The sequence below is a fragment of the Shewanella sp. 6_MG-2023 genome (genome assembly GCF_030547195.1).
Taxonomy (GTDB): Bacteria; Pseudomonadota; Gammaproteobacteria; order Enterobacterales; family Shewanellaceae; genus Shewanella.
Genome location: NZ_JAUOQU010000024.1, coordinates 55,243 through 76,177, shown reverse-complemented (window position 1 = coordinate 76,177; position 20,935 = coordinate 55,243). Strand labels below are relative to the sequence as shown.

Annotated in this window: 17 protein-coding genes and 1 riboswitch; of the genes, 12 read left to right on the top strand and 5 right to left on the bottom strand. The window is 42.0% G+C overall.

Features of this window, described 5'->3' with window-relative positions; all coding sequences use genetic code 11:
- Positions 1 to 160: 160 nt before the first annotated feature.
- The 3 genes from Q4533_RS14385 to Q4533_RS14375 all read left to right on the top strand — a co-directional run bounded on the left by Q4533_RS14385 (position 161) and on the right by Q4533_RS14375 (position 4,823).
- Complete coding sequence (locus Q4533_RS14385; protein ID WP_102475507.1) at positions 161 to 1,243, top strand: efflux RND transporter periplasmic adaptor subunit; 1,083 nt, start codon at positions 161 to 163, stop codon at positions 1,241 to 1,243.
- Entirely contained in the window at positions 1,240 to 4,332 is a 3,093-nt protein-coding gene (locus tag Q4533_RS14380) for an efflux RND transporter permease subunit (RefSeq protein ID WP_303503001.1), read from the top strand. The genes Q4533_RS14385 and Q4533_RS14380 overlap by 4 nt, the downstream gene beginning before the upstream one ends.
- Positions 4,333 to 4,487: 155 nt before the next feature.
- A complete protein-coding gene (locus tag Q4533_RS14375; RefSeq protein ID WP_102437170.1) occupies positions 4,488 to 4,823 on the top strand; it encodes a Fis family transcriptional regulator in 336 nt (111 codons plus the stop codon).
- Positions 4,824 to 4,945: 122 nt separating this feature from the next.
- Here the strand turns inward: Q4533_RS14375 and fadE are convergent, their stop codons facing one another.
- Positions 4,946 to 7,393: an acyl-CoA dehydrogenase FadE gene (fadE, locus tag Q4533_RS14370; RefSeq protein ID WP_102437172.1), complete on the bottom strand. Its 2,448-nt coding sequence runs from the start codon at positions 7,391 to 7,393 to the stop codon at positions 4,946 to 4,948.
- Between the two features lie 240 nt (positions 7,394 to 7,633).
- Between fadE and Q4533_RS14365 the strand changes: the two genes are divergently transcribed.
- Positions 7,634 to 8,413: a class II glutamine amidotransferase gene (locus tag Q4533_RS14365; RefSeq protein WP_102437174.1), complete on the top strand. Its 780-nt coding sequence runs from the start codon at positions 7,634 to 7,636 to the stop codon at positions 8,411 to 8,413.
- Here the strand turns inward: Q4533_RS14365 and Q4533_RS14360 are convergent.
- The 3 genes from Q4533_RS14360 to Q4533_RS14350 all read right to left on the bottom strand — a co-directional run bounded on the left by Q4533_RS14360 (position 8,396) and on the right by Q4533_RS14350 (position 10,450).
- Entirely contained in the window at positions 8,396 to 9,199 is an 804-nt protein-coding gene (locus Q4533_RS14360) for a DUF3108 domain-containing protein (protein WP_241901099.1), read from the bottom strand. The two genes, Q4533_RS14365 and Q4533_RS14360, sit on opposite strands and share 18 nt — an antisense overlap.
- 23 nt (positions 9,200 to 9,222) lie before the next feature.
- Entirely contained in the window at positions 9,223 to 9,567 is a 345-nt protein-coding gene (locus Q4533_RS14355) for an MGMT family protein (protein ID WP_102437176.1), read from the bottom strand.
- Positions 9,568 to 9,769: 202 nt separating this feature from the next.
- Positions 9,770 to 10,450, bottom strand: coding sequence for a hemolysin III family protein (locus Q4533_RS14350; protein WP_102475510.1), 681 nt, complete (start codon positions 10,448 to 10,450; stop codon positions 9,770 to 9,772).
- A 260-nt stretch (positions 10,451 to 10,710) separates the two neighbouring features.
- Between Q4533_RS14350 and Q4533_RS14345 the strand changes: the two genes are divergently transcribed.
- From Q4533_RS14345 to Q4533_RS14310, 8 genes are all read left to right on the top strand, one after another.
- Positions 10,711 to 12,066 carry a hypothetical protein gene (locus tag Q4533_RS14345; RefSeq protein WP_303502999.1) on the top strand — a complete coding sequence of 452 codons (1,356 nt, stop codon included), beginning with the start codon at positions 10,711 to 10,713 and terminating at the stop codon, positions 12,064 to 12,066.
- A gap of 225 nt (positions 12,067 to 12,291) precedes the next feature.
- A riboswitch (TPP riboswitch) is annotated at positions 12,292 to 12,391 on the top strand.
- A gap of 255 nt (positions 12,392 to 12,646) precedes the next feature.
- Complete coding sequence (gene thiC, locus Q4533_RS14340) at positions 12,647 to 14,713, top strand: phosphomethylpyrimidine synthase ThiC (protein WP_303502997.1); 2,067 nt, start codon at positions 12,647 to 12,649, stop codon at positions 14,711 to 14,713.
- A 2-nt stretch (positions 14,714 to 14,715) separates the two neighbouring features.
- Positions 14,716 to 16,545 (top strand): thiamine phosphate synthase, encoded by a 1,830-nt coding sequence (thiE, locus tag Q4533_RS14335; protein ID WP_303502995.1) that lies wholly within the window; start codon positions 14,716 to 14,718, stop codon positions 16,543 to 16,545.
- Positions 16,542 to 17,375: a HesA/MoeB/ThiF family protein gene (locus Q4533_RS14330; RefSeq protein WP_303502993.1), complete on the top strand. Its 834-nt coding sequence runs from the start codon at positions 16,542 to 16,544 to the stop codon at positions 17,373 to 17,375. The genes thiE and Q4533_RS14330 overlap by 4 nt, the downstream gene beginning before the upstream one ends.
- Before the next feature lie 22 nt (positions 17,376 to 17,397).
- On the top strand, positions 17,398 to 17,601 hold the full coding sequence (gene thiS, locus Q4533_RS14325) for a sulfur carrier protein ThiS (RefSeq protein WP_102437188.1): 204 nt from the start codon (positions 17,398 to 17,400) through the stop codon (positions 17,599 to 17,601).
- A 2-nt stretch (positions 17,602 to 17,603) separates the two neighbouring features.
- Positions 17,604 to 18,368 (top strand): thiazole synthase, encoded by a 765-nt coding sequence (locus Q4533_RS14320; RefSeq protein ID WP_102437190.1) that lies wholly within the window; start codon positions 17,604 to 17,606, stop codon positions 18,366 to 18,368.
- A gap of 95 nt (positions 18,369 to 18,463) precedes the next feature.
- Positions 18,464 to 19,573 (top strand): 2-iminoacetate synthase ThiH, encoded by a 1,110-nt coding sequence (gene thiH, locus Q4533_RS14315; RefSeq protein WP_102475530.1) that lies wholly within the window; start codon positions 18,464 to 18,466, stop codon positions 19,571 to 19,573.
- 81 nt (positions 19,574 to 19,654) lie between these two features.
- On the top strand, positions 19,655 to 19,918 hold the full coding sequence (locus Q4533_RS14310; RefSeq protein ID WP_102437192.1) for a chemotaxis protein: 264 nt from the start codon (positions 19,655 to 19,657) through the stop codon (positions 19,916 to 19,918).
- Positions 19,919 to 19,987: 69 nt separating this feature from the next.
- On the opposite strand, the gene Q4533_RS14305 is transcribed toward Q4533_RS14310, so the two are convergent.
- Entirely contained in the window at positions 19,988 to 20,890 is a 903-nt protein-coding gene (locus Q4533_RS14305; protein ID WP_102437194.1) for a LysR family transcriptional regulator, read from the bottom strand.
- Positions 20,891 to 20,935 lie beyond the last annotated feature (45 nt).

Genomic DNA, 20,935 nt, shown 5'->3' with positions numbered 1-20,935 from the left:
ATCTTAGTTAACCCCGACCCCGTATATTCCGCAAATGTTTCCTAAGTGTGTTAATTGTAAGAAATGGTAAAACACCTTGATACCAGTATGATGCTGAGTACACTAGCGGTTGGCTAAATCCCATAACATATCGTTTTTGAGTTTGATGAATGGAATCCCGATGAAAAAAATAATAATTCTCCTCGTTGCGTTACTGATAGGCTGGTTTACATACCAATCTATGAAGCCTACTGAAGAGGCCAAGGTGCGTGCTAAACCTATCCCAAACGTTGTTGTTGCTAAAGTGGCGATGTTGCCAGTAAGAGATGAGGTTGAGGCAATAGGAACCAACAAAGCGTTTGAGTCTATTACTATTACACCAAAAATCACTGAGAAAATCGCAGACATTAAATTTAACGATGGTGATGTGGTTAAAAAAGGCGATTTGCTGGTTCAATTACGTAACCGCGAGCAGCTAGCCAAAGTTAAAGCCGCTGAGTTTAAAGTCAGCGATAATTTACGTGAACTCGACAGAATTCGTAGTTTGGTTACCAGTAAAACGGTAGCAGAACTTGAGCGAGATAGATTACAAACCTTAATCGATACGACCCGCGCTGAGCTTGAGCAAGCTAAAGCTGCTTTGGGTGATCGCGCCATTCATGCACCATTTAGTGGTCGCTTGGGACTAAAGCTTGTCAGTGTCGGCAGTTTAGTGTCTCCAGGTACCCAAATATCGACCTTAGATGATGTTAGTAAAATTAAACTTGATTTCTCAGTGCCAGAGCGTTTTATCCAACAACTTAAATTAGGTAAAACCGTTGAAGCGAAAGCGATTGCCTATCCAGATCGTATATTTAAAGGTGTGGTCACATCTATTGATACAAGGGTAAACCCAACAACACGTGCTGTGGTAGTTCGCGCTATTATTGCCAATGACGATGCAGCGTTATTACCCGGCATGTTGATGAAAGTTAAACTGATTAAACAAAATCGTGAAACCTTATTATTACCAGAGTCTGCCATCATTCCTATTCAATCAAAACACTATGTATACACAGTTAACGAAGAGAATATTGTCGAGCGAAAAGAAGTCACAATAGGCATTCGTAATCGAGGTTGGGTTGAAATTCTTGATGGTGTCGGAATTGGTCAATCGGTCATTATCCGCGGGTTATTAAAAGTAAGACCGGGAGATGAAGTCACCACTCAGGCTGCAGAAGCGTTTAACTTTGCCAATGTCGCTGATGTGGAGAATGCGGCATGATCCTCACTGACATTTCCGTAAAGAGGCCGGTATTTGCTTCTGTTATTAGTATTTTAATTATTATTCTTGGCATGGTGTCATTTGATAAGTTACCTCTTAGAGAATACCCCAACATTGATCCACCGGTAGTATCGATTGATACCAATTATCGCGGCGCGAGTGCTTCAGTGGTTGAAAGTCGCATTACCCAATTAATTGAAGACAGAATTAGCGGCGTTGAAGGGATCAAACAAATTACCTCAAGTAGCCGTGATGGACGCTCTTCTATTACCTTAGAGTTTAATATCAACCGTGATATTGAAGCGGCGACCAATGATGTTCGAGATAGAATTTCAGGGTTACTGGATAACTTACCAGAAGAGGCAGACCCACCAGAAGTAGAAAAGTCCAATGGTGGTGATGAAGTGATCATGTGGCTTAACTTAGTGTCTGATCAAATGAACACATTACAGCTAACAGACTATGCCCGACGCTATTTAGTCGATCGATTTTCAGTTGTCGACGGTGTTGCCAACATCCGTTTAGGTGGCGGTAAAGTTTATGCCATGCGAGTGTGGATAGACAGACAAGCTTTAGCTGCGCGTAAACTGACCGTAGCGGATGTGGAATCTGCGCTGCGCTCAGAAAACGTTGAGCTTCCGGCGGGTTCTATTGAGTCAAAAGAGCGCCATTTTACTGTCAGGGTTGATAGAAGCTTTAGAACCGCTGAAGACTTTGCCAGCCTTGTTATTACCCAAGGTGATGATGGCTATTTAGTGAAGCTTGGTGATGTGGCTAAAGTGCAAATTGGCTCAGAAGAAGAGCGGATAATGTTCCGCGGTAATACTGAATCAATGATTGGCTTAGGGGTATCTAAACAATCAACCTCAAACACCTTAGAAGTCGCCCGTGCTGCCAATGCGTTAGTCGATGTTATTAATCCGACATTACCAGCAGGAATGGAGATTAAGCGCTCATACGACAGCTCAGTATTCATTGAAGCGTCAATTAAAGAGGTGTACCAAACCTTATTTATCGCGATGCTATTAGTGATAGTGGTGATTTATCTGTTCCTAGGCAGTGTGCGCGCGATGTTAATTCCAGCGTTGACTGTTCCAGTGTCGTTAATGGGGACTTTTATTGTTTTATATTCATTAGGTTATACCATTAACTTACTGACTTTGCTGGCGATGATCCTTGCCATTGGTATGGTGGTTGATGATGCCATTGTGATGTTAGAAAATATTCATCGCCGTATTGAGCAAGGTGACTCACCGCTTAAAGCGGCCTATTTAGGTGGCCGTGAAGTTGCTTTTGCGGTAGTTGCGACAACATTGGTATTAATTGCCGTGTTTATGCCGATCACGTTTTTAGAAGGTGATTTAGGTAAGCTGTTTAAAGAGTTTGCAGTTACCATGAGCGCCGCAGTGATTTTCTCAAGCTTAGTCGCATTAACCCTAAGCCCAATGATGTGCTCTAAGTTGCTTAAACCCGCCGGTGAAAACACTTGGTTAGTACGTAAAGTCGATGACGTGATGGATAAGTTATCTGCTATTTATCAATCGCATTTGGTGAGTGCGATTAAAAAGCCCTATCTTATCGGCGTAATTGTCGTGGTGGCTTTTGCGTTAAGTGGCTACTTGCTTAAACAAGTACCTCAGGAATTTGCCCCTCGCGAAGATAGAGGCTCAATGTTTTTGGTGGTTAATGGCCCTGAAGGAGCAAGCTTTGAGTACATTGAAAAGTACATGGATGAAATTGAAGGCCGTTTAATGCCATTAGTTGAATCGGGTGATGTGAAACGCTTATTGATCCGCGCTCCTCGTGGTTTTGGTCGCTCAGCAAACTTTTCAAACGGCATGGCGATTATCGTTTTAGAAGATTGGGCCGAGCGACGTCCTGCCAGTGAAATTATTACTGATATTCGTGCTCGAATTTCGGACTTAGCAGGGGTCAGGGCATTTCCCATTATGCGTCAAGCCTTTGGCCGTGGTGTCGGTAAGCCTGTGCAGTTTGTATTAGGTGGTCCAAGTTATGAAGAGTTAGCTTTATGGCGAGACATCATCATGGAAAAAGCTAAAGAAAATCCGATGTTAACCGGGCTTGATCATGATTATAAAGAAACCAAACCTCAACTTAGAGTGTCAATTGATAAAGACAGGGCTGCTGATTTAGGGGTGTCAATATCACATGTGGGCAGAACCTTAGAATCGATGCTGGGCTCACGTTTAGTGACGACCTTCATGCGAGAAGGGGAAGAATATGATGTGATCATTGAAGGTAATCGTGAAAATCAAAATACTGCTACGGATTTAGAAAATATCTACGTGAGATCTGATCGAACCGGCGAGTTAGTGCCACTATCGAATATTGTCACTGTAGAAGAGTATGCTGATGCCAGCTCTTTAAATCGCTATAACCGCATGCGGGCGATCACTATCGAAGCAAACTTGGCTGATGGCTATAGTCTAGGTGAAGCGTTAGATTATCTTAATGATTTATCCTATACCTATTTGCCTGCTGAAGCGGTGATTAGTTATAAAGGGCAATCGCTGGATTATCAAAGTTCAGGCAACTCCATGTACTTTGTGTTTATCCTAGCGTTAGGTATTGTGTTCTTAGTATTGGCGGCGCAATTTGAAAGTTATGTGCATCCTATGGTGATTATGCTTACAGTACCTCTGGCTACGCTAGGCGCATTAATTGGCCTATGGTTTACCGGACAAAGTATCAATATTTACAGTCAAATTGGTATTATTATGCTGGTGGGGCTAGCGGCTAAAAATGGTATTTTGATTGTTGAATTTACCAACCAATTGCGTGACAAAGGCATTGAGTTTGAACAAGCAGTCATTCAAGCCTCATCCCAACGTTTAAGACCGATCCTCATGACCGGTATTACCACTGCAGCTGGTGCTATTCCATTGGTGCTATCAAGTGGTGCGGGCTCTGAAACACGTTTTGTGATTGGCGTGGTAGTGTTATCAGGTATTTTGTTAGCAACCTTCTTCACCTTGTTAGTGATCCCGGTGGCTTACAGTATCTTTGCCCGAAACAGTAGGTCGCCTGAAGCGATTGCCAAGCAACTAGAACAAGAGTTAACGACTTAGTGACAATCTGCTTAAGTGAATTAGCTGTTATAAACGCTATGTTGACTTAAGCACTTCAAAAAGCCAGTTGTGAATAGTCACAACTGGCTTTTTTATGTCTGTATAGTGACAACTCAGTGACAACCCTATAATTCAAAGCTAATCGAAGGTTAACGATGAAAAAATCCGACAAGAAACGTGATAACCAAATTCGTCAGCAGTTAACACTGGTGTGTGATTTATTAATGTCAGAGTGTGAGGGCTTTCAATGGCTCACGCATTCGGTAAACTACACCGCTTTTCCTAAATCGTTAAAAGTGATTTGTGTATTTAGTAATGAGGCGCAAATAACCAAGGTCAAATTAGCCAAGCAAGATGCGTTTATTGTGCAGATGATAAGCCATTATTTACAGGCTGTTTCTGTGGAGATAACTGCTGGGCAGATTGTATTAGACAGTGAAGCGGCATGTGATAGTCAACATGAGGGTAATTGGGCAAAGCGTTTAACTTAAGTCATTATTATTTTTGCTTAACACTAGGGTAATTAGCGCAGCTTAACTTGGGTTTACAGCAAATAAAAAAGGGAAAGCAATGCTTTCCCTTTTGGTATTTTTAGTTAGCTTTAAAAAGTGAGTTAAGCCGCTTTAACTTGCTTGGCTTCACTAACAACCTTTGCTTCAAGCTCTTCAGGGTCAAAGTCATCAACATTGATTGACTTCATACGACCAATTTCAGCTCTTTCAAGTAAGGCCACTTCAGTATCACTTAACACACCTAAGGCTTTACCTTGTGCAGCGACTTTATCTAACCACATAAATGGTAGGCGTTTACCGGCAGCTTTACAGACTTTGTCGTATAAAGGCTCTGAAGCTAAAATATCTAATAAAGTTTGCTCTTGAATACCTACCGCATTGTGCTCTGAAGCTGTCCAGAATTGGCCTTGGCCTAAACGGTCACGACTGGCACATGGCGTTTGCATAATTTTAGACACTTTATGGTCTAATACATCGCTAGGACGTTTTAGTGGGCGACCAAATGGGAAGATAACAGCGCGAAGTGCAATGCCAAGACCCATAGGGAAGTTATCCAGTAAGTCATCTAAAGATGTTTGTAGTTTATGTAGTGAATCTTCTACAGCCCATTGAACTAACGGTAAATCTTCAGTTAAACGACCATCATCTTCATAACGCTTAAGCGTTGCAGACGCTAAATATAGCTGACTTAATAAATCACCTAAGCGTGCTGAAATACGTTCTTTACGCTTAAGGTTACCGCCAAGTGTTGCCATCGCTAAATCCGAAAGCAGGGCTAAGTTAGCACTGAAACGATTCATCTGCTGATAATAACGTTTCGTTTTATCATTATAAGGTGATTTGGTGAAGCGGCTAGAAGTAACGCCCATCCAGAAACTTCTTACAAAATTAGACATCGCAAAGCCAATATGACCGAAGATGGCAGCATCGAAGTTACTTAAGCCTTGACCCGATGTGGTATCAAAAGCAGATTCCATTTCAGCTAATACATATGGATGACAGCGAATAGCGCCTTGTCCATAAATAATCATAGAACGGGTTAAAATGTTGGCACCTTCAACGGTAATTGCAATCGGCGCTGCTTGATAACCACGACCCAAATAGTTATTTGGACCTAGACATACACCTTTACCGCCGTGAATATCCATGGCGTCGATAACACACTTTTGCATTCTATCGGTTAAATGGAATTTAACGATGGCAGAGATAACTGATGGCTTTTCACCTAGACCAATCCCCACAGTAGTTAATGAACTTACAGCATCCATCAAGTAAGCATTACCGCCAATACGTGCCATTGGCTCTTCAATACCTTCTAATTTACCGATAGGTAGTTTGAACTGACGACGAATTCGAGCGTAAGCACCTGTAGCTAATGCAGCTGTTTTGACGCCACCAGCAGAGTTTGACGGCAGGGTAATACCACGGCCTACAGAGAGACATTCAACTAGCATGCGCCAGCCTTGACCGGCCATTTCAGGGCCACCAATGATAAAGCTCAGTGGCACGAATACTTCGTTGCCACGAGTTGGACCATTTTGGAACATACAGTTCAATGGGAAGTGACGACGACCGGTTTCAACCCCTTGAATATCAGTAGGGATAAGGGCACAAGTAATACCTAAATCTTCGGTATCACCTAATAAGCTGTCAGGGTCGCGTAATTTAAATGCCAAACCTAATACTGTCGCCACTGGTGCTAAGGTAATGTAGCGTTTGTTCCATGTTAGTTTCATACCTAACACTTCTTCGCCTTCCCATTCACCTTTACAGACGATACCAAAATCAGGGATCGCGCCAGCATCACTACCAGCTTCTGGGCTAGTAAGTGCAAAACAAGGCACTTCAAGACCTTTAGCTAAACGCGGTAAATAATGATCTTGTTGTTCAGTCGTACCATAGTGTTGCAGTAACTCACCAGGGCCTAGAGAGTTTGGTACCCCAACCGTTGATGCAAGTTCACTACTCACGCCAGCTAATTTTTGCAATACACGTGACTGAGCATAAGCTGAGTATTCAAGACCACCGTATTTCTTTTTGATGATCATGGCGAAGAAGCCTTCGTCTTTTAAGTATTGCCAAACTTCTTGTGGAAGGTCAGCTAGCTCATGTGAAACCTGATGTTGGTTAACCATTTTACACACAGTTTCAACTGGGCCATCTAAAAACGCTTGCTCTTCAGCAGTTAAACGCGCTTTAGGGTAGTTATGTAATTTATTCCAGTTAGGGTTACCAGCGAATAAGTCAGCTTCCCACCAGGTTGTACCTGCTTCAATGGCTTCTTTTTCAGTGGTAGACATTTCAGGCATGATGCCTTGATATACTTTAAGCAGTGGACGTGAGATGAAATTCTGACGAAATGATTTAACATTTAAAGGTAATGCTAAAACTATATAGACAACCCAAGCTAGACTGCCAACAATATCTAATACACTACCAATTAACATTACAACTGCTGCTGCAATTGTTGCTGTTAATAACGACACCCGCAAGTAAGTTGCTGCGCCGAGTACCGCGATCATGGCGATGATCCAAATAAGTGTCTCCACTGTCTTTCTCCTTAAAAGTGTTTAATATTTAAACACCTACAAATTAATGATCCTATTCACAGAACTGACCGTGGTCTGACCTGTATCACATAAAATTAAACCTAACTGGCGCTGATTACAAGTTATTTCAAACAATTGTTTAAAATATTTTGTTTAATAAAAATGCCAATTTTTTTCTGCACTAGGTACAATATAAATTACGTAATATTTTGAGTTAATTATATTTTTAAGGCGTGTTTCATGTGTGAGTTACTAGCGATGAGCGCTAATGTCCCAACGGATATTGTATTTAGTTTCACAGGCTTAGCTGAAAGAGGTGGTGTTACTGGGCCACATGTTGATGGTTGGGGGATCACTTTTTATGAAGGCAAGGGCAGCCGCACCTTTAAAGATGCTCGTCCTAGCAGTGAATCCCATGTCGCTCAGCTCATTAAATCTTATCCAATCAAAAGTGAGATTGTCGTCAGTCATATTCGTCAAGCAAACCGTGGCTGTGTTGCGCTGGAAAATACCCATCCTTTCACCCGCGAGTTATGGGGCCGATATTGGACTTATGCCCATAATGGACAGTTATCAGACTACCAAAATAAGTTTCAAGTAAATCATTTTCAGCCTGTTGGGGACACCGACAGTGAGCTGGCATTTTGCTGGATTATGGAACAGGTGTTAGGTGAGTTTGGTCATACGCCACCCGATGACATGAAACAGGTGTTTGAATTTGTAGCAACGCTGGCTGATGACATTCGAGCTTTAGGTGTTTTTAATATGATCCTAAGTGATGGTGTCGATTTAATGAGTTATTGCACTAATAATTTGTGCTTCATTACCCGCCGTGCGCCTTTTGGCAAAGCCAAATTAATCGATACTGATGTGGTTATTGATTTTAATAAAGAAACGACACCCAATGATGTCGTTACAGTGATTGCTACTCGTCCGCTGACAAAAAACGAACAGTGGCATATTTTACAGCCTGGCGAATGGAAGTTATTTAGGCAAGGCGAATTACTGATTAACAGTTAATCCAGCGTTTGCTTTAGTAACAGCTGTATCGGATTCTATTGCTTGCTGAATTTGATAATTATCTAACTGAATATCAAGCTGCTTACTACCTTTAGAAAAATGACTTAAACGCACGGGTAAGTAGTTTAATTCTGGCGCCATCCAAAAAAAGGTTTGGCGCTTTTTACTTTTTCGTACCACTTCTATTTTTACGGTTTGATAAGTGCCACTGTCTAATATCACTTGTTCTTTGCCGACAATTTTAAATTCATAATCATCAAACTCTTTTTCTTTGACCATTTTGTATTTAAGCAATTCGGGTTGGCGGTACATATCCATTCTAAATATTAATTGAGATACCAAGGGATCGTAGATATCCTCGGCAAAGGGTAATTTCTCTCTTTCGTCTTTATATATGGTGTGGATAACGCCTTGTCCAGCAGCAAAGGCGGTTTGCTCTGTGTAGTCAGATCCGGTGCCGCTACGTTTACTCATATAGCGGATGGGCTTAACCTTGCCATCTTCGAGTTTGAACTCACTATTAAGGTTACGCACATCCGATAGCATTAATAAGCTGATATCGCTATCAAAGCGATAGTTATAGTAGCCATTATCACTTTCAGGCAACTGGTAGCGAGCTTTACCGAGTTCGATACTGCCATAGAACACCCGATATTCAGCAGAGTGAGGGGTTAATGCTTTGAGGTACTCGAGGTTTTCCTTGTCATCAGAAGCGACAGCATTAGGGGCCTGAGACAATGTAATGACAATAATATTGGCTAATAAAGCGGTGAATTTTCTAATCAAAGTAATACCTACCCATGCAATATTTAAAAAGGTAACGACATGACAAGGGTTGCAATGTCAGGGCGCCATTCATATTTTGACAATGAAACCTTGCCTTGGTTCACTTCTACTCCATCTGATCTTAGTCGCTGTTGCTGATTTTGGAAATGAATAGAATTGACTTTAAAAGAAATTTTTCCTTGGCTGTTAATCACTCTATACCAAGGTAAGTTTAGGTTATCGGGGGCGTCTTTGAGTGCTTTAGACACATACCTGGCTCTACCTGGTAGCCCAGCTAAGTCAGCCACTTTACCATAAGCTAAAACATGACCTGTGGGGATCATATTTACAATAAACCAAATTCTTTGCTTTGGGCTAAGGTTTTCCATTGATGGCTTTTGATCAGGTATGGGATGATAATTTATTGTAACCCGCTTTGGTGTTGCGAGTTAAGTAGACAATAGTAAGTATTCAATAGCCAGCTTATGAGTGTTGGTTATCGCTCATGGTTGATGAGCGATACTTTTTGAGTGAGTTTATAACAGTGAGACGAAATACTGACAGGGTTAATACTGTGGATATAAAGCAGGTTTATATGACTGTTAAATAAATACACAAGAAATGAGACAAGGCGCCTGCAAGTACAAATAAATGCCAAATAGCATGATTATAAGGAATACGCTTATTGACATAAAAAATAACCCCGATGCTATAAAAAGCCCCACCTGCAAGTAATAGGTTAAAGCCTAAATCTGACATGCCTTTGATTAAATCTCCCATGATGGTGACACAAAGCCAGCCCATAACAAGATACAAAATAACACTTAGCCCTTTGAAGCGGCCAATAAATAAGGTTTTAAAAATAATACCGCCTAAGGCTAATAACCATATTGCAGTTAGTATTAGCGTCGCACTATCATTTTGAAGGCTAATTGACATTAAAGGTGTGTATGTACCAGCAATAAGCAAATAGATTGCACAGTGATCAGCCATTTTAAAGCGTTTACGCCATAAGGGACTTTTACTGGAATGGTATAAGGTTGAGGCCAGAAAAAGCATAATAATACTTAATCCATACACAGTGATCCCGATAGTGTCAGCGATATTAAGTTGGCCATTCGCTTTTATTAGCATTGCAATTAGCGCGGCGATACCCGCAAGTACCCCTATACCATGGGTGATACTGTTAGCTAATTCCTCAATCACACCATAGTCTGACTTTGATGTAGGTGTTGGTGCTAATGTTTGATTAGCATCTAACTCAAGTGACATAGTTGCATACAACCTTGTTAAGCAATTTACATTGAGTCTACCAGCAATATTCATAATAGGCCATGACTTTAGCGTACACGTGTAAGCTTAAGTTTGACGCTATGATAACTGTCTGATTTTGTGGGGAGTCGTGTGTCATCGACATAAATTAAATGAACTTAATGGCTTTTTTATCATCTAGTTTATGGTCAGCTTGTGGTTGAAGTCTGATCTAGCACGATTTATATCCAGTGATTCAAAAGCGACAGGAGGCGCGAGTAATGAACCAAGGTGGTGATAAACATTTAACACAAGGATTGGCAGCAAACACTAATTTTGAACCGGGTGCTAGTGGAAATTCGACAGGCTTAAATGGCACACAAGTTTCACATGGACAGCTTTACATAAATGCAAGCTGCCAAGAATCTGCGGTTGAAGTGATAGATTTCTGTGATCATGTTGTGATGTTACAAACGGTGAATGCAACTAGCACTGAAGTAACTAGCACTGAAATAATGAGCACTGATGTAATTAAAGCCCAAACATTACCGCTGATCTGTGGGCTGATCGACAATCAAAATAATCACGGTCGCTTTTTAAAACAAAATTCTGATAACGAGTTTAAAAAGATACTGACATCACCATCGAGCATTATTGTTGCAGGGCTACATGTTGTGCTGGTGTTTATGCTATTTTCCTTAGCTGATAACACCATTAGCCATTTTGTCGAGATCAGCCGTGAACAAGCCGTTAAAGCTGCGACATCTGAAAGTAACAACCAAGAAATAAAAGCCTACTTTTTAACGGCTGAGCAAATTACCCAGCTAGCTAAGACCCTGCCAAGTGAACAAGCCTTGATTGAAGAGGTCGTCAGTGAAGTCATTACCAATGAAGAAATAATCGATCAAACTATATCGAACAAACAAAGTACTAATAAGGTTGTCGATACAAGCTCAATAGCGCCTGCAGTTGCAACTAGCCCAAAAGATACTGTCAATCAAAAGGCAATTTCCCCAAAGCCTATTGACCAAAAAGATATTGACCAAAAAGCTGTTAACCAAAAGCCCATTGACTACAAGCCCATAATTGAAAAATTGCCAATAGCAGAAGCAGTGCAAGCCGAAACGCACCAGTTCGATTGGTCTTCAGTTGATAGCATGTATCTGCAGCAGCAAAAAGATAGCAGTAACGAACATCTATTTAAGCCACAATTGTTTAATGAAACCATCTCAGAGGCCAATACCATAACAAGCGACAATTTATCGGCCATCAATCAAGCTAGCCATTCCTTTATAAATAAACTCAATCAACAACAAGTTAATCAGCAAATAAGTCAGCAAGCCCATTTAGCGACTTCTGTTAGTGGTGCCAGCACCAGTGAGTTAACCCCTGAAATGGATGATATAGAGTTAATAGTAATAGAAGATAAGCGCCAACCAACTACCCTCAATCATCGTTTAGATCCAAATAGAATTGTTAAGATTGGTGAAACTTGCCATCGATTGGTGGCATTACCAACCCAAATTAACCCTTATGCCGAAGGCTTAGATTTAGGACACCCATGTGAAGGAGGCAAAACAAAAAAAGCACTAGATAACGCCATTCAACAACGCTTATCGAAACTTAAATTACCTTGAACTGTTCAGACTTTCACAAAAGATTTATTTCAACAACATCAAAAATGAATAATATTTATCAAATTTATTTATCAAATTATTTCTGTATTAATTGGGTCTTAATCGCTTGGTTGTAAATTAGATCCATATATAACAGTATTTTAATTAGTGAAATAATTTAACTCATATTCCAATTCGAAAATTGTCAAAGACTTGTATTTTATTAAATAAGCTGACTATACTGCAGCCATCTTGTCGGAGTGCCTTTATGGCTGAGACCGTTTATTCGGGATCCGTTGAACCTGATCAGGCTAGAACCTGCGAAGGAAACAAGCAGTTAATTTGCTTATTTTTACCCTACAGTCAGCAGCAATTTTATAGTGAATGGCTGCGTGGCTAGATCATAAATATTAGTGCAAAATAAAAGATAGAATTAATTAAAGCAGAGTTATTGCTGAAGTTAATTTAACCCGCCATTTGCCGATATTTAAGGTCCAAAGTTAAGGTGTAAATTCAAGTCAATTACAGAGTTAATGTTAACTCGCTCGTCATCAACAATTCTCCAGGCAAGCAACTCTATTTTTTTATTTTGAGGTTGCTTATGTCAAATCGTCGTGAAACCCGCGCTCAAGCGCAAAATTTTATTGAAACCCTAAAACCTTTACAGCACCCAAATTCTGAAAAGATCTATCTGAGCGGATCCCGCCCCGATCTGTTAGTGGGCATGCGTCAAATTCATCAAAGCGATACTATCCTTGGCGGTAGTGAAGATGCGCCCGTTACTGAAGCCAACCCAGCCATTAAAGTTTATGATTGCGCCGGTGCCTATTCAGATCCTGATGCTGAAATTAATGTCCGTTTAGGCTTAAACAAGTTTCGCCAAGCTTGGATTGAAGAGCGCGAAGATACAGAGCAACTTGATGGAGTTAGCTCTGACTTTACCCAACAGCGTTTGGTTGACGACGGTTTAGATCATTTGCGTTTTGAAGCCCTTGTTCGCCCTAAAAAAGCCAAGTCAGGCCGCCGCGTTACTCAAATGCATTACGCTCGTAAAGGCATTATCACACCTGAGATGGAATATATTGCCATTCGCGAGAATATGGCTAGAGAGCAAGTCACTGATGAGATTTTGACTCAAAAAGCCCCCGGTGAAGCTTTTGGCGCTCACATTGGCCAGCCTATTACCGCTGAATTTGTCCGTGATGAAGTTGCCCGCGGCCGCGCCATTATCCCGTTAAACATTAATCATCCAGAAGCTGAGCCAATGATCATTGGGCGTAACTTTTTAGTCAAAGTTAATGCCAATATTGGTAATTCTGCTGTGACGTCTTCAATTGAAGAAGAAGTTGAAAAGCTGGTCTGGTCAACGAGGTGGGGCGCTGACACTGTAATGGATTTGTCTACGGGGCGCTATATCCATGAAACCCGTGAATGGGTCATTCGAAACTCTCCTGTCCCCATTGGTACAGTGCCCATCTATCAAGCGTTAGAAAAAGTAAATGGTGTCGCTGAAGACCTAAATTGGGACATTTTCAAAGATACCTTGATTGAACAGGCAGAGCAGGGCGTCGATTACTTTACCATCCATGCTGGGGTACTGCTGCGTTATGTACCAATGACGGCAAAACGTCTTACTGGCATCGTTTCTCGTGGTGGTTCCATCATGGCAAAGTGGTGTTTAAGTCACCATAAAGAAAGTTTTTTGTATGAGCACTTTAGAGAGATTTGCGAAATCTGCGCTGCCTACGATGTGTCATTGTCATTAGGCGATGGTATGCGGCCCGGCAGTATTGCCGATGCCGATGATGAAGCGCAATTTGCTGAATTAGAAACCTTAGGCGAGCTGGTTAACATTGCTTGGGAAAATGATGTGCAAACCATCATTGAAGGCCCAGGCCATGTACCGATGCAGCTCATTAAAGTGAATATGGAAAAGCAGCTTGCCCATTGTGATGAAGCGCCTTTTTACACACTCGGCCCACAAACCACCGATATTGCGCCAGGTTATGATCACTTCACCTCAGGGATTGGGGCGGCAATGATGGCTTGGTATGGCGTGGCCATGCTGTGCTATGTCACTCCTAAAGAGCATTTGGGTTTACCGAATAAAGAAGATGTTAAACAAGGACTTATCGCTTATAAAATTGCAGCTCATGCTGCCGATGTGGCTAAAGGTCACCCTGGTGCGCAAATTCGTGATAATGCCTTATCAAAAGCAAGGTTCGAATTTCGCTGGGAAGATCAATATAACTTAGGCTTAGACCCAGATACCGCTCGTGCTTATCACGATGAATCGCTCCCCCAAGAGTCTGCCAAAGTTGCGCATTTTTGTTCTATGTGTGGGCCAAAGTTTTGCTCAATGAAAATCACTCAAGAAGTGCGTGAATACGCTGCAAAGCAAGCGCGTGATCAGTTACAAAAGGTGAACGTGCTTGACGCTAGCGAATTTAAACACCTGCAGGCACACTCTAATCACAATGTTAATTCCGTAGACGCAAGTGCAGATATAAGCGTTAGTAGCGGTGTAGATATTCAATCAGCCATGGCACAAAAGTCAGCTGAATTTAAAGCCACAGGCTATGCAATTTATCATCCGTTACCTTCTAAGCCAGACACAGCAACAAGCGCAGATTTAGCAGTTAAGACCACTGCTGAATTAGAGGCTTAACCATGAATGTTTCACAACCACATAGCTTAGAAACCATGTCGCCCATCGTCTGGACTATTGCCGGTTCAGATAGTGGTGGCGGCGCCGGCATACAGGCAGATTTAGCAACTATAAATGACTTACAGTGTTTTGGCTGCAGCACAATTACCACTGTTACTGCGCAAAATTCGGTGGCTGTAACACTAGTCGAGGCTGTGTCAGAATCCATCTTATTGGCACAGCTAAATACACTTGCTAGCGATTTAGCGCCAGCAGCCATAAAAATTGGCTTAATTGCCAATCAACAACAATTGGCACTCATTGCTAATTGGTTAAAGACATTTAAAAGTCAGAGTTTAGCTAACCAGCTGATCCCGATTATTTTAGATCCTGTCATGGTTGCCAGTAGTGGTGATAGCTTAAATGAGCGCGCAAAAAAGCCGTTAGATTTTAGCCCTTTTAAAGGTCTAATTAGCTTAATTACCCCTAATGTTAGGGAGTTACACACGCTGACTGATACTAACAGCGTGGAATTTGAACCTCAGTGCACAATTAAAAGCCAAAGCCTAGACTCAAGTGATGGTTTTTATAGTGCGGCAGCGCAACTGGTTAAACAGCTTCATTGTCATGTGCTCGCCAAAGGCGGTGATGCAGTATGGCAACAAACCAAAGCCAATGATTTGTTCATTTGCCGTAAAGTTCACGGCGTGAGTGACGCCCATCAATATCAAGCTTATTGGCTTAATAGCGAGCGAGTTAATACAAGTAATAACCATGGCACAGGTTGCACCTTATCCACTGCGATAGCATGCTTTTTAGCCCATAACTATGTACTTCATGATGCCGTTGTGATGGCAAAAGCATATGTACTCAAGGGATTAGTGTGCAGTGAATCATTTGGTAAAGGCGCAGGGCCAGTGGCAAAAACCGCTTGGCCTGATGAAATACAATACTACCCTGAAATTACTGCCGTAAGTGGCGCTGAAATTAACAATTTAGGCAAAACACAGCAAGAATTAGCTGCTGGTGGAAAGTTTAGCAATGGATTAATAAATACAGCTCAGGGCTACCTAGATTGCCGCTTTCCTGCGCTGCATAAGGGCATTGGTGTTTATCCGGTTGTGGATGACGTGACTATGCTGCAAAGCGTGTTAGAAGCCAATTGCATCACAGTGCAGCTGCGAATTAAAGCTAATGCTGTCAATGAGGTCTCTAATGATGCTCAGCAAACCAAACTAGTACAAGATATTAGCCGCGCAATAGCTCTGGGTAAGCAATATAACGCCCAAGTGTTTATTAACGATCATTGGCAACTGGCAATACAGCTTGGTGCATTCGGGGTTCATTTAGGTCAAGAAGACCTTGAGTTAGCTGACTTAAATGAAATTTCAGCGGCAGGGCTAGCCCTTGGGTTATCTAGCCACAGCGTATTTGAAATTCTATTAGCTCAGCAATTAAATCCATCCTATATCGCCTTAGGGCATATTTTCCCAACGACCACTAAGGTGATGCCGTCAAAGCCTCAAGGCTTAGCAAAATTAGCACGCTACAGTGCATTACTTAACAACGTATGCCCAACCGTGGCCATCGGTGGTATTGATGCAAGTGTTATAACGGATATCAAAGCCACTGGGGTTGATAGTGTTGCCGTGGTAAGAGCCATTACTGAAGCAGAAAACCCTGCCAAGGCTTATTCATTGTTAGAGCAGCAATGGCATCTAGCGGCTGCACAACAACCTCAGCAACAACCTCAGCAACAACCTCAGCAACAACCTCAGCAACAGCCAAGGCAATTACATGTAAAATCCCACAAGCCATCAGTGAAACTAAAGCAGTGTGAGCCAGTGTCATGACGATTACACAACAGCGTCAAGCTAATAAGAGTGGGCTCACTTCCAAGCAGTTTATCAAGTATGCCAGTCATATTTTACTGACTGATATGGGTGAGCTTGGTCAGCTTAAATTACTTAATAGCCGGCTACTGATCATCGGAATCGGTGGTTTAGGTCACAGTGTTGCCCAGCAATTGGCCGCCGCGGGAGTTGGAGAACTGATATTGATGGATCATGACAAGGTAGAGCTTTCAAATCTGTCGCGGCAATTACTTTTTAACGAACAAGATATTGGTTTAAGCAAAGCGCTACTTGCCAAAGATAAGTTAGCAGCAGCCTATGAAGACGTAAATATCATGGCAATTGAGCAGGCCTTTGGCGCTGATACAGATGGTGCAAAATTAGTTGAATCTGTCGATCTGGTGTTTGATTGCACTGACAACTTTACTAGCCGCTTAATGATTAATGAAGTTTGTGTTAGTCACGCTACAGGGCTAATTAGCGCAGCGATTTCCGCTAATGATGGGCAATTATTTTGCAGCTCAACTGACTATCCGCAAAGGGGCTGTTATCAATGCCTGTACCCACAAGATACTCATGTTTCACAAACATGTGTATCAATGGGGGTTAATACTGCTGCTGTTCAAACGGTTGCATCAATGCAAAGTTTATTGGGGCTAAATTGGTTAACAGCCGATGACTTAGGCAAAGGCCTGCTAGCGGGTAAGTTACATGTGTTTAATGCTAAAAGCTTGCAATGGCAGATTATACAAATGAATCAAGACCCTAAATGTAGTTGTTGTAGCGCAGCTATTACAGCGTCAACAAATGACGTCAACTCATGCAGATAACTTTACCGCAAAAGGATTAAACATGATTGAAATTGAATTTAATGGCCAACCAGAGCAGTTGCAACAAGCGCCAAGCTTATTAGCGCTAATAGAGTCTAAACAACTTAATCCCAAAGCACTGGCATTAGTGCTCAATCAACAAGTTGTACCAAGAAGTCGCTGGCAGGCCATTCAATGCCAGCCTAATGATAAAGTAGACGTCTTTTCAGCTGTAGCAGGGGGGTGATTATGTTAACCATAGCCGGACATCAATTTGAGTCTCGTTTATTTACAGGTACAGGAAAGTTTAGCGATGCTAACACTATGCTAGCTGCCATTGAGGCCTCTAACTCACAATTAGTGACCCTCGCAATGAAGCGTATTGATCATAGTAAAGACTATGATGACTTGTTGACGCCATTACAGCAAATGGGAGTTAAGTTATTACCCAATACTGCAGGGGCAAGAACCGCTAAAGAAGCTATTTTTGCAGCAGAACTTGCCAGTGAAATGCTTGGCACAAAGTGGATCAAACTTGAAATCCATCCAGATCCGAAATACTTGATGCCAGATGCTATTGAAACCCTTAAAGCTGCCGAAGTCTTGTGTAAAAAAGGCTTTATTGTGTTGCCTTATGTTCATGCAGATCCTGTGCTGTGTTACCGGCTAGAGGAAGTGGGCTGCGCCGCTGTGATGCCGTTAGGCAGTCCTATCGGCAGTAATCAAGGTTTAGCCACTGAGCCTTTTTTAGAGATGATCATTGAGCAAGCTAATGTGCCGGTGGTTGTTGATGCTGGGATTGGCGCACCTTCGCAAGCTAGCCGAGCAATGGAGCTGGGCGCAGATGCCGTGCTAGTCAATACTGCGATTGCCAGTAGTCAATCTCCCATAGTGATGGCGCGGTGTTTTGATTTTGCGGTTAGAACCGGTCGTGATGCCTATACCGCCGGACTTGGCAGTGTTACCAAACAGGCAGAACATACTAGCCCGCTGACGCAATTTTTACATCTGTAAGCCAGATTATTCCCTTACTGGTGAATGATTTGGTTTGAGTAATTTAACTTTGAATGCGGTTGGTTCAACAAATTAAGTTAATAGAGTGGCGCACCATGAGTTTTGTCGAGCAATTTAAACAGCTAGATTTAATCGATTTATCAATGCGGATTAATAGCAGCACTGAAGCTGATGTGCAACAAGCATTACAGCGCCCCCAAGGTCATATTGACAGTTTAATCGCGCTTTTATCGCCTGCTGCATTACCTTTTTTAGAAACGATGGCGCAGCGGGCATATCAGATAACCCGGCAACGCTTTGGGGCTAATATTGGTTTATACCTGCCATTGTATTTATCTAACTTGTGCGCAAATGAGTGTGACTATTGCGGTTTTTCTATGAGTAATAAACTCAAACGAAAAACCTTAACAGAGACCGAATTATTAGCTGAAATTCAAATCATTAAACAGCGAGGTTTTGATTCAATATTACTGGTTTCTGGAGAACATGAAACCAAAGTAGGCATTGAATACTTTAAAACCATCTTGCCACTGGTAAAACAGCATTTCAGTTATGTAGCAATCGAAGTACAGCCTTTGGCGCAAGATGAATACGCCCAGCTGGTGGGGTTAGGGCTCGATGCTGTGATGGTATATCAAGAAACTTATCATCGCCAAACCTATGCCAAGCATCATACCAGAGGTAAAAAACAAGATTTTACTTATCGGCTCACTACACCAGAAAGGGTCGCGGCGGCTGGGGTTGATAAAGTGGGATTAGGGGTATTGCTCGGATTAGACAGTTGGCGCGTAGATGCGTTATTAATGGGCTATCATTTGGCCTATTTAGAAAAACATCACTGGCGCAGTCGTTACAGTATTTCTTTACCGAGATTAAGACCGTGTACCGGTGGAATTAGTCCTAAAGTCGAATTAACTGATGTGGGCTTAGTGCAATTGATCTGTGCGTTTAGATTGTTTAACCCCCAGCTTGAAATTAGTTTATCTACCAGAGAAACCCAGCAGTTACGTAACAACTTATTGCCTTTAGGGGTGACTCATATCAGCGCTGGCAGCTCTACCCAACCTGGTGGTTATCAAAATCCCAACACCCAGTTGGATCAATTTGAAATCTCAGATGAGCGCAGCGCGGTGCAAATGGTGCAGCAAATACAAAAGTCAGGGCTTAACCCAGTATGGAAAGATTGGGAGACAAACTGGTATTAGTTTTTAAATTGGTATGCATTTTATCACGACTATTCAATGTGATATAACTTGCTATTAGGTTGTTTCAAAAGGAGTTGTATCATGGAAATAGCATCAAGTTTTACCCTCGGTGTTCAAGGACTGCAACAGGCGCACAATGATTTAGCGCAGGCGACCACGGCGGTAGCCATCCCAGAAACGCTAAGTTCTGCCTCAGTACTAATAACTGCAGATAGCGTCACGCTTAGCTCGCAAACAGCGGCCCTGATTGATGCTCAGCAAGCTATTTCTCACGCCGAGGTTGCAGTAGATGTGATAAATGTCTGGTCTGAAAACATTGGCACCATAATCGATGTCTCAGTGTAGAACTCAATGTAACTTGAGCTGGCATTAATGACTTTGAGTATCATTAAAGCTAAATAAATCAGATATCTATCAAGGCTTGTTTTGGTCAATATCGTGCTGTAATAAAATTAAAGATTCTAACAATTTACTGGCAGGCCCCTGATTATCTCGGTTAGGGATAACCAAAGTTAATGCAATTTTACGACTTTTACTGCCTTTAAGAATAAGCCTGGCGAGCTTACCTTGGCGAATATCATCCTCGACCAAATAAGCGGGCGCCCAACAAAAGCCAATGCCACTTTGTAACACGTTTTTTGCTTCGTGAAAGTTTGATACTGTCCAGCGCTGCTCTGACTTTAACCAACCAGTATCTACTGATTTTTCAGTTGCAGTGTCTTTAATGACCACTTGTAAGTGCTGCGCCAGCTCTGTTTCATCGGCAACAATACCGCACTGGGTTAATGGATGAGTCGGACTGCATACAAGGTATAAGTCTGACTCACACAGGAACTCGGCAATATGGCCTTTTGCAGGAATACCGCAAATAGCGATATCGGCGATGTTATTGTCAATTAATTCTTGTGTGCCTGTGATCACCGAGTCAATGACAGTCACTCGGGTCCCACGGCTATCGGGCCAAAAGGCTTTTAAGGCGTCCACAAGAAATTGCATTGGATAGATGATTTCGCGGGCAATGGTCAAGTTGGGCTCCCAGCCTTGTCCTAAATTGCTCGCAAGTTGCTCAAGTTCATCAACGGTTTGGGTTAAGTGACGTGAGCGCCTGAGTAGTACTTCACCTTGCTGCGTTAGGTAAGCTTTGCGTCCCTTTACTTCAAGTAATTGAATCCCAAGTTGGTTTTGTAGTTTAGCCACAGCGTGATTGAGCGAAGATTGGCTTTTATTCAGCTTTTCTGCTGCTTGGGCGTAACCACCAAAGTCCACTACAGATTGAATAATTCGCCATTGCTCAAGTGTGGATTTTGCTCTATTCATACAAAACTCATTAGTTTACAGGTCAATATTAAAAAGAGCGTATCA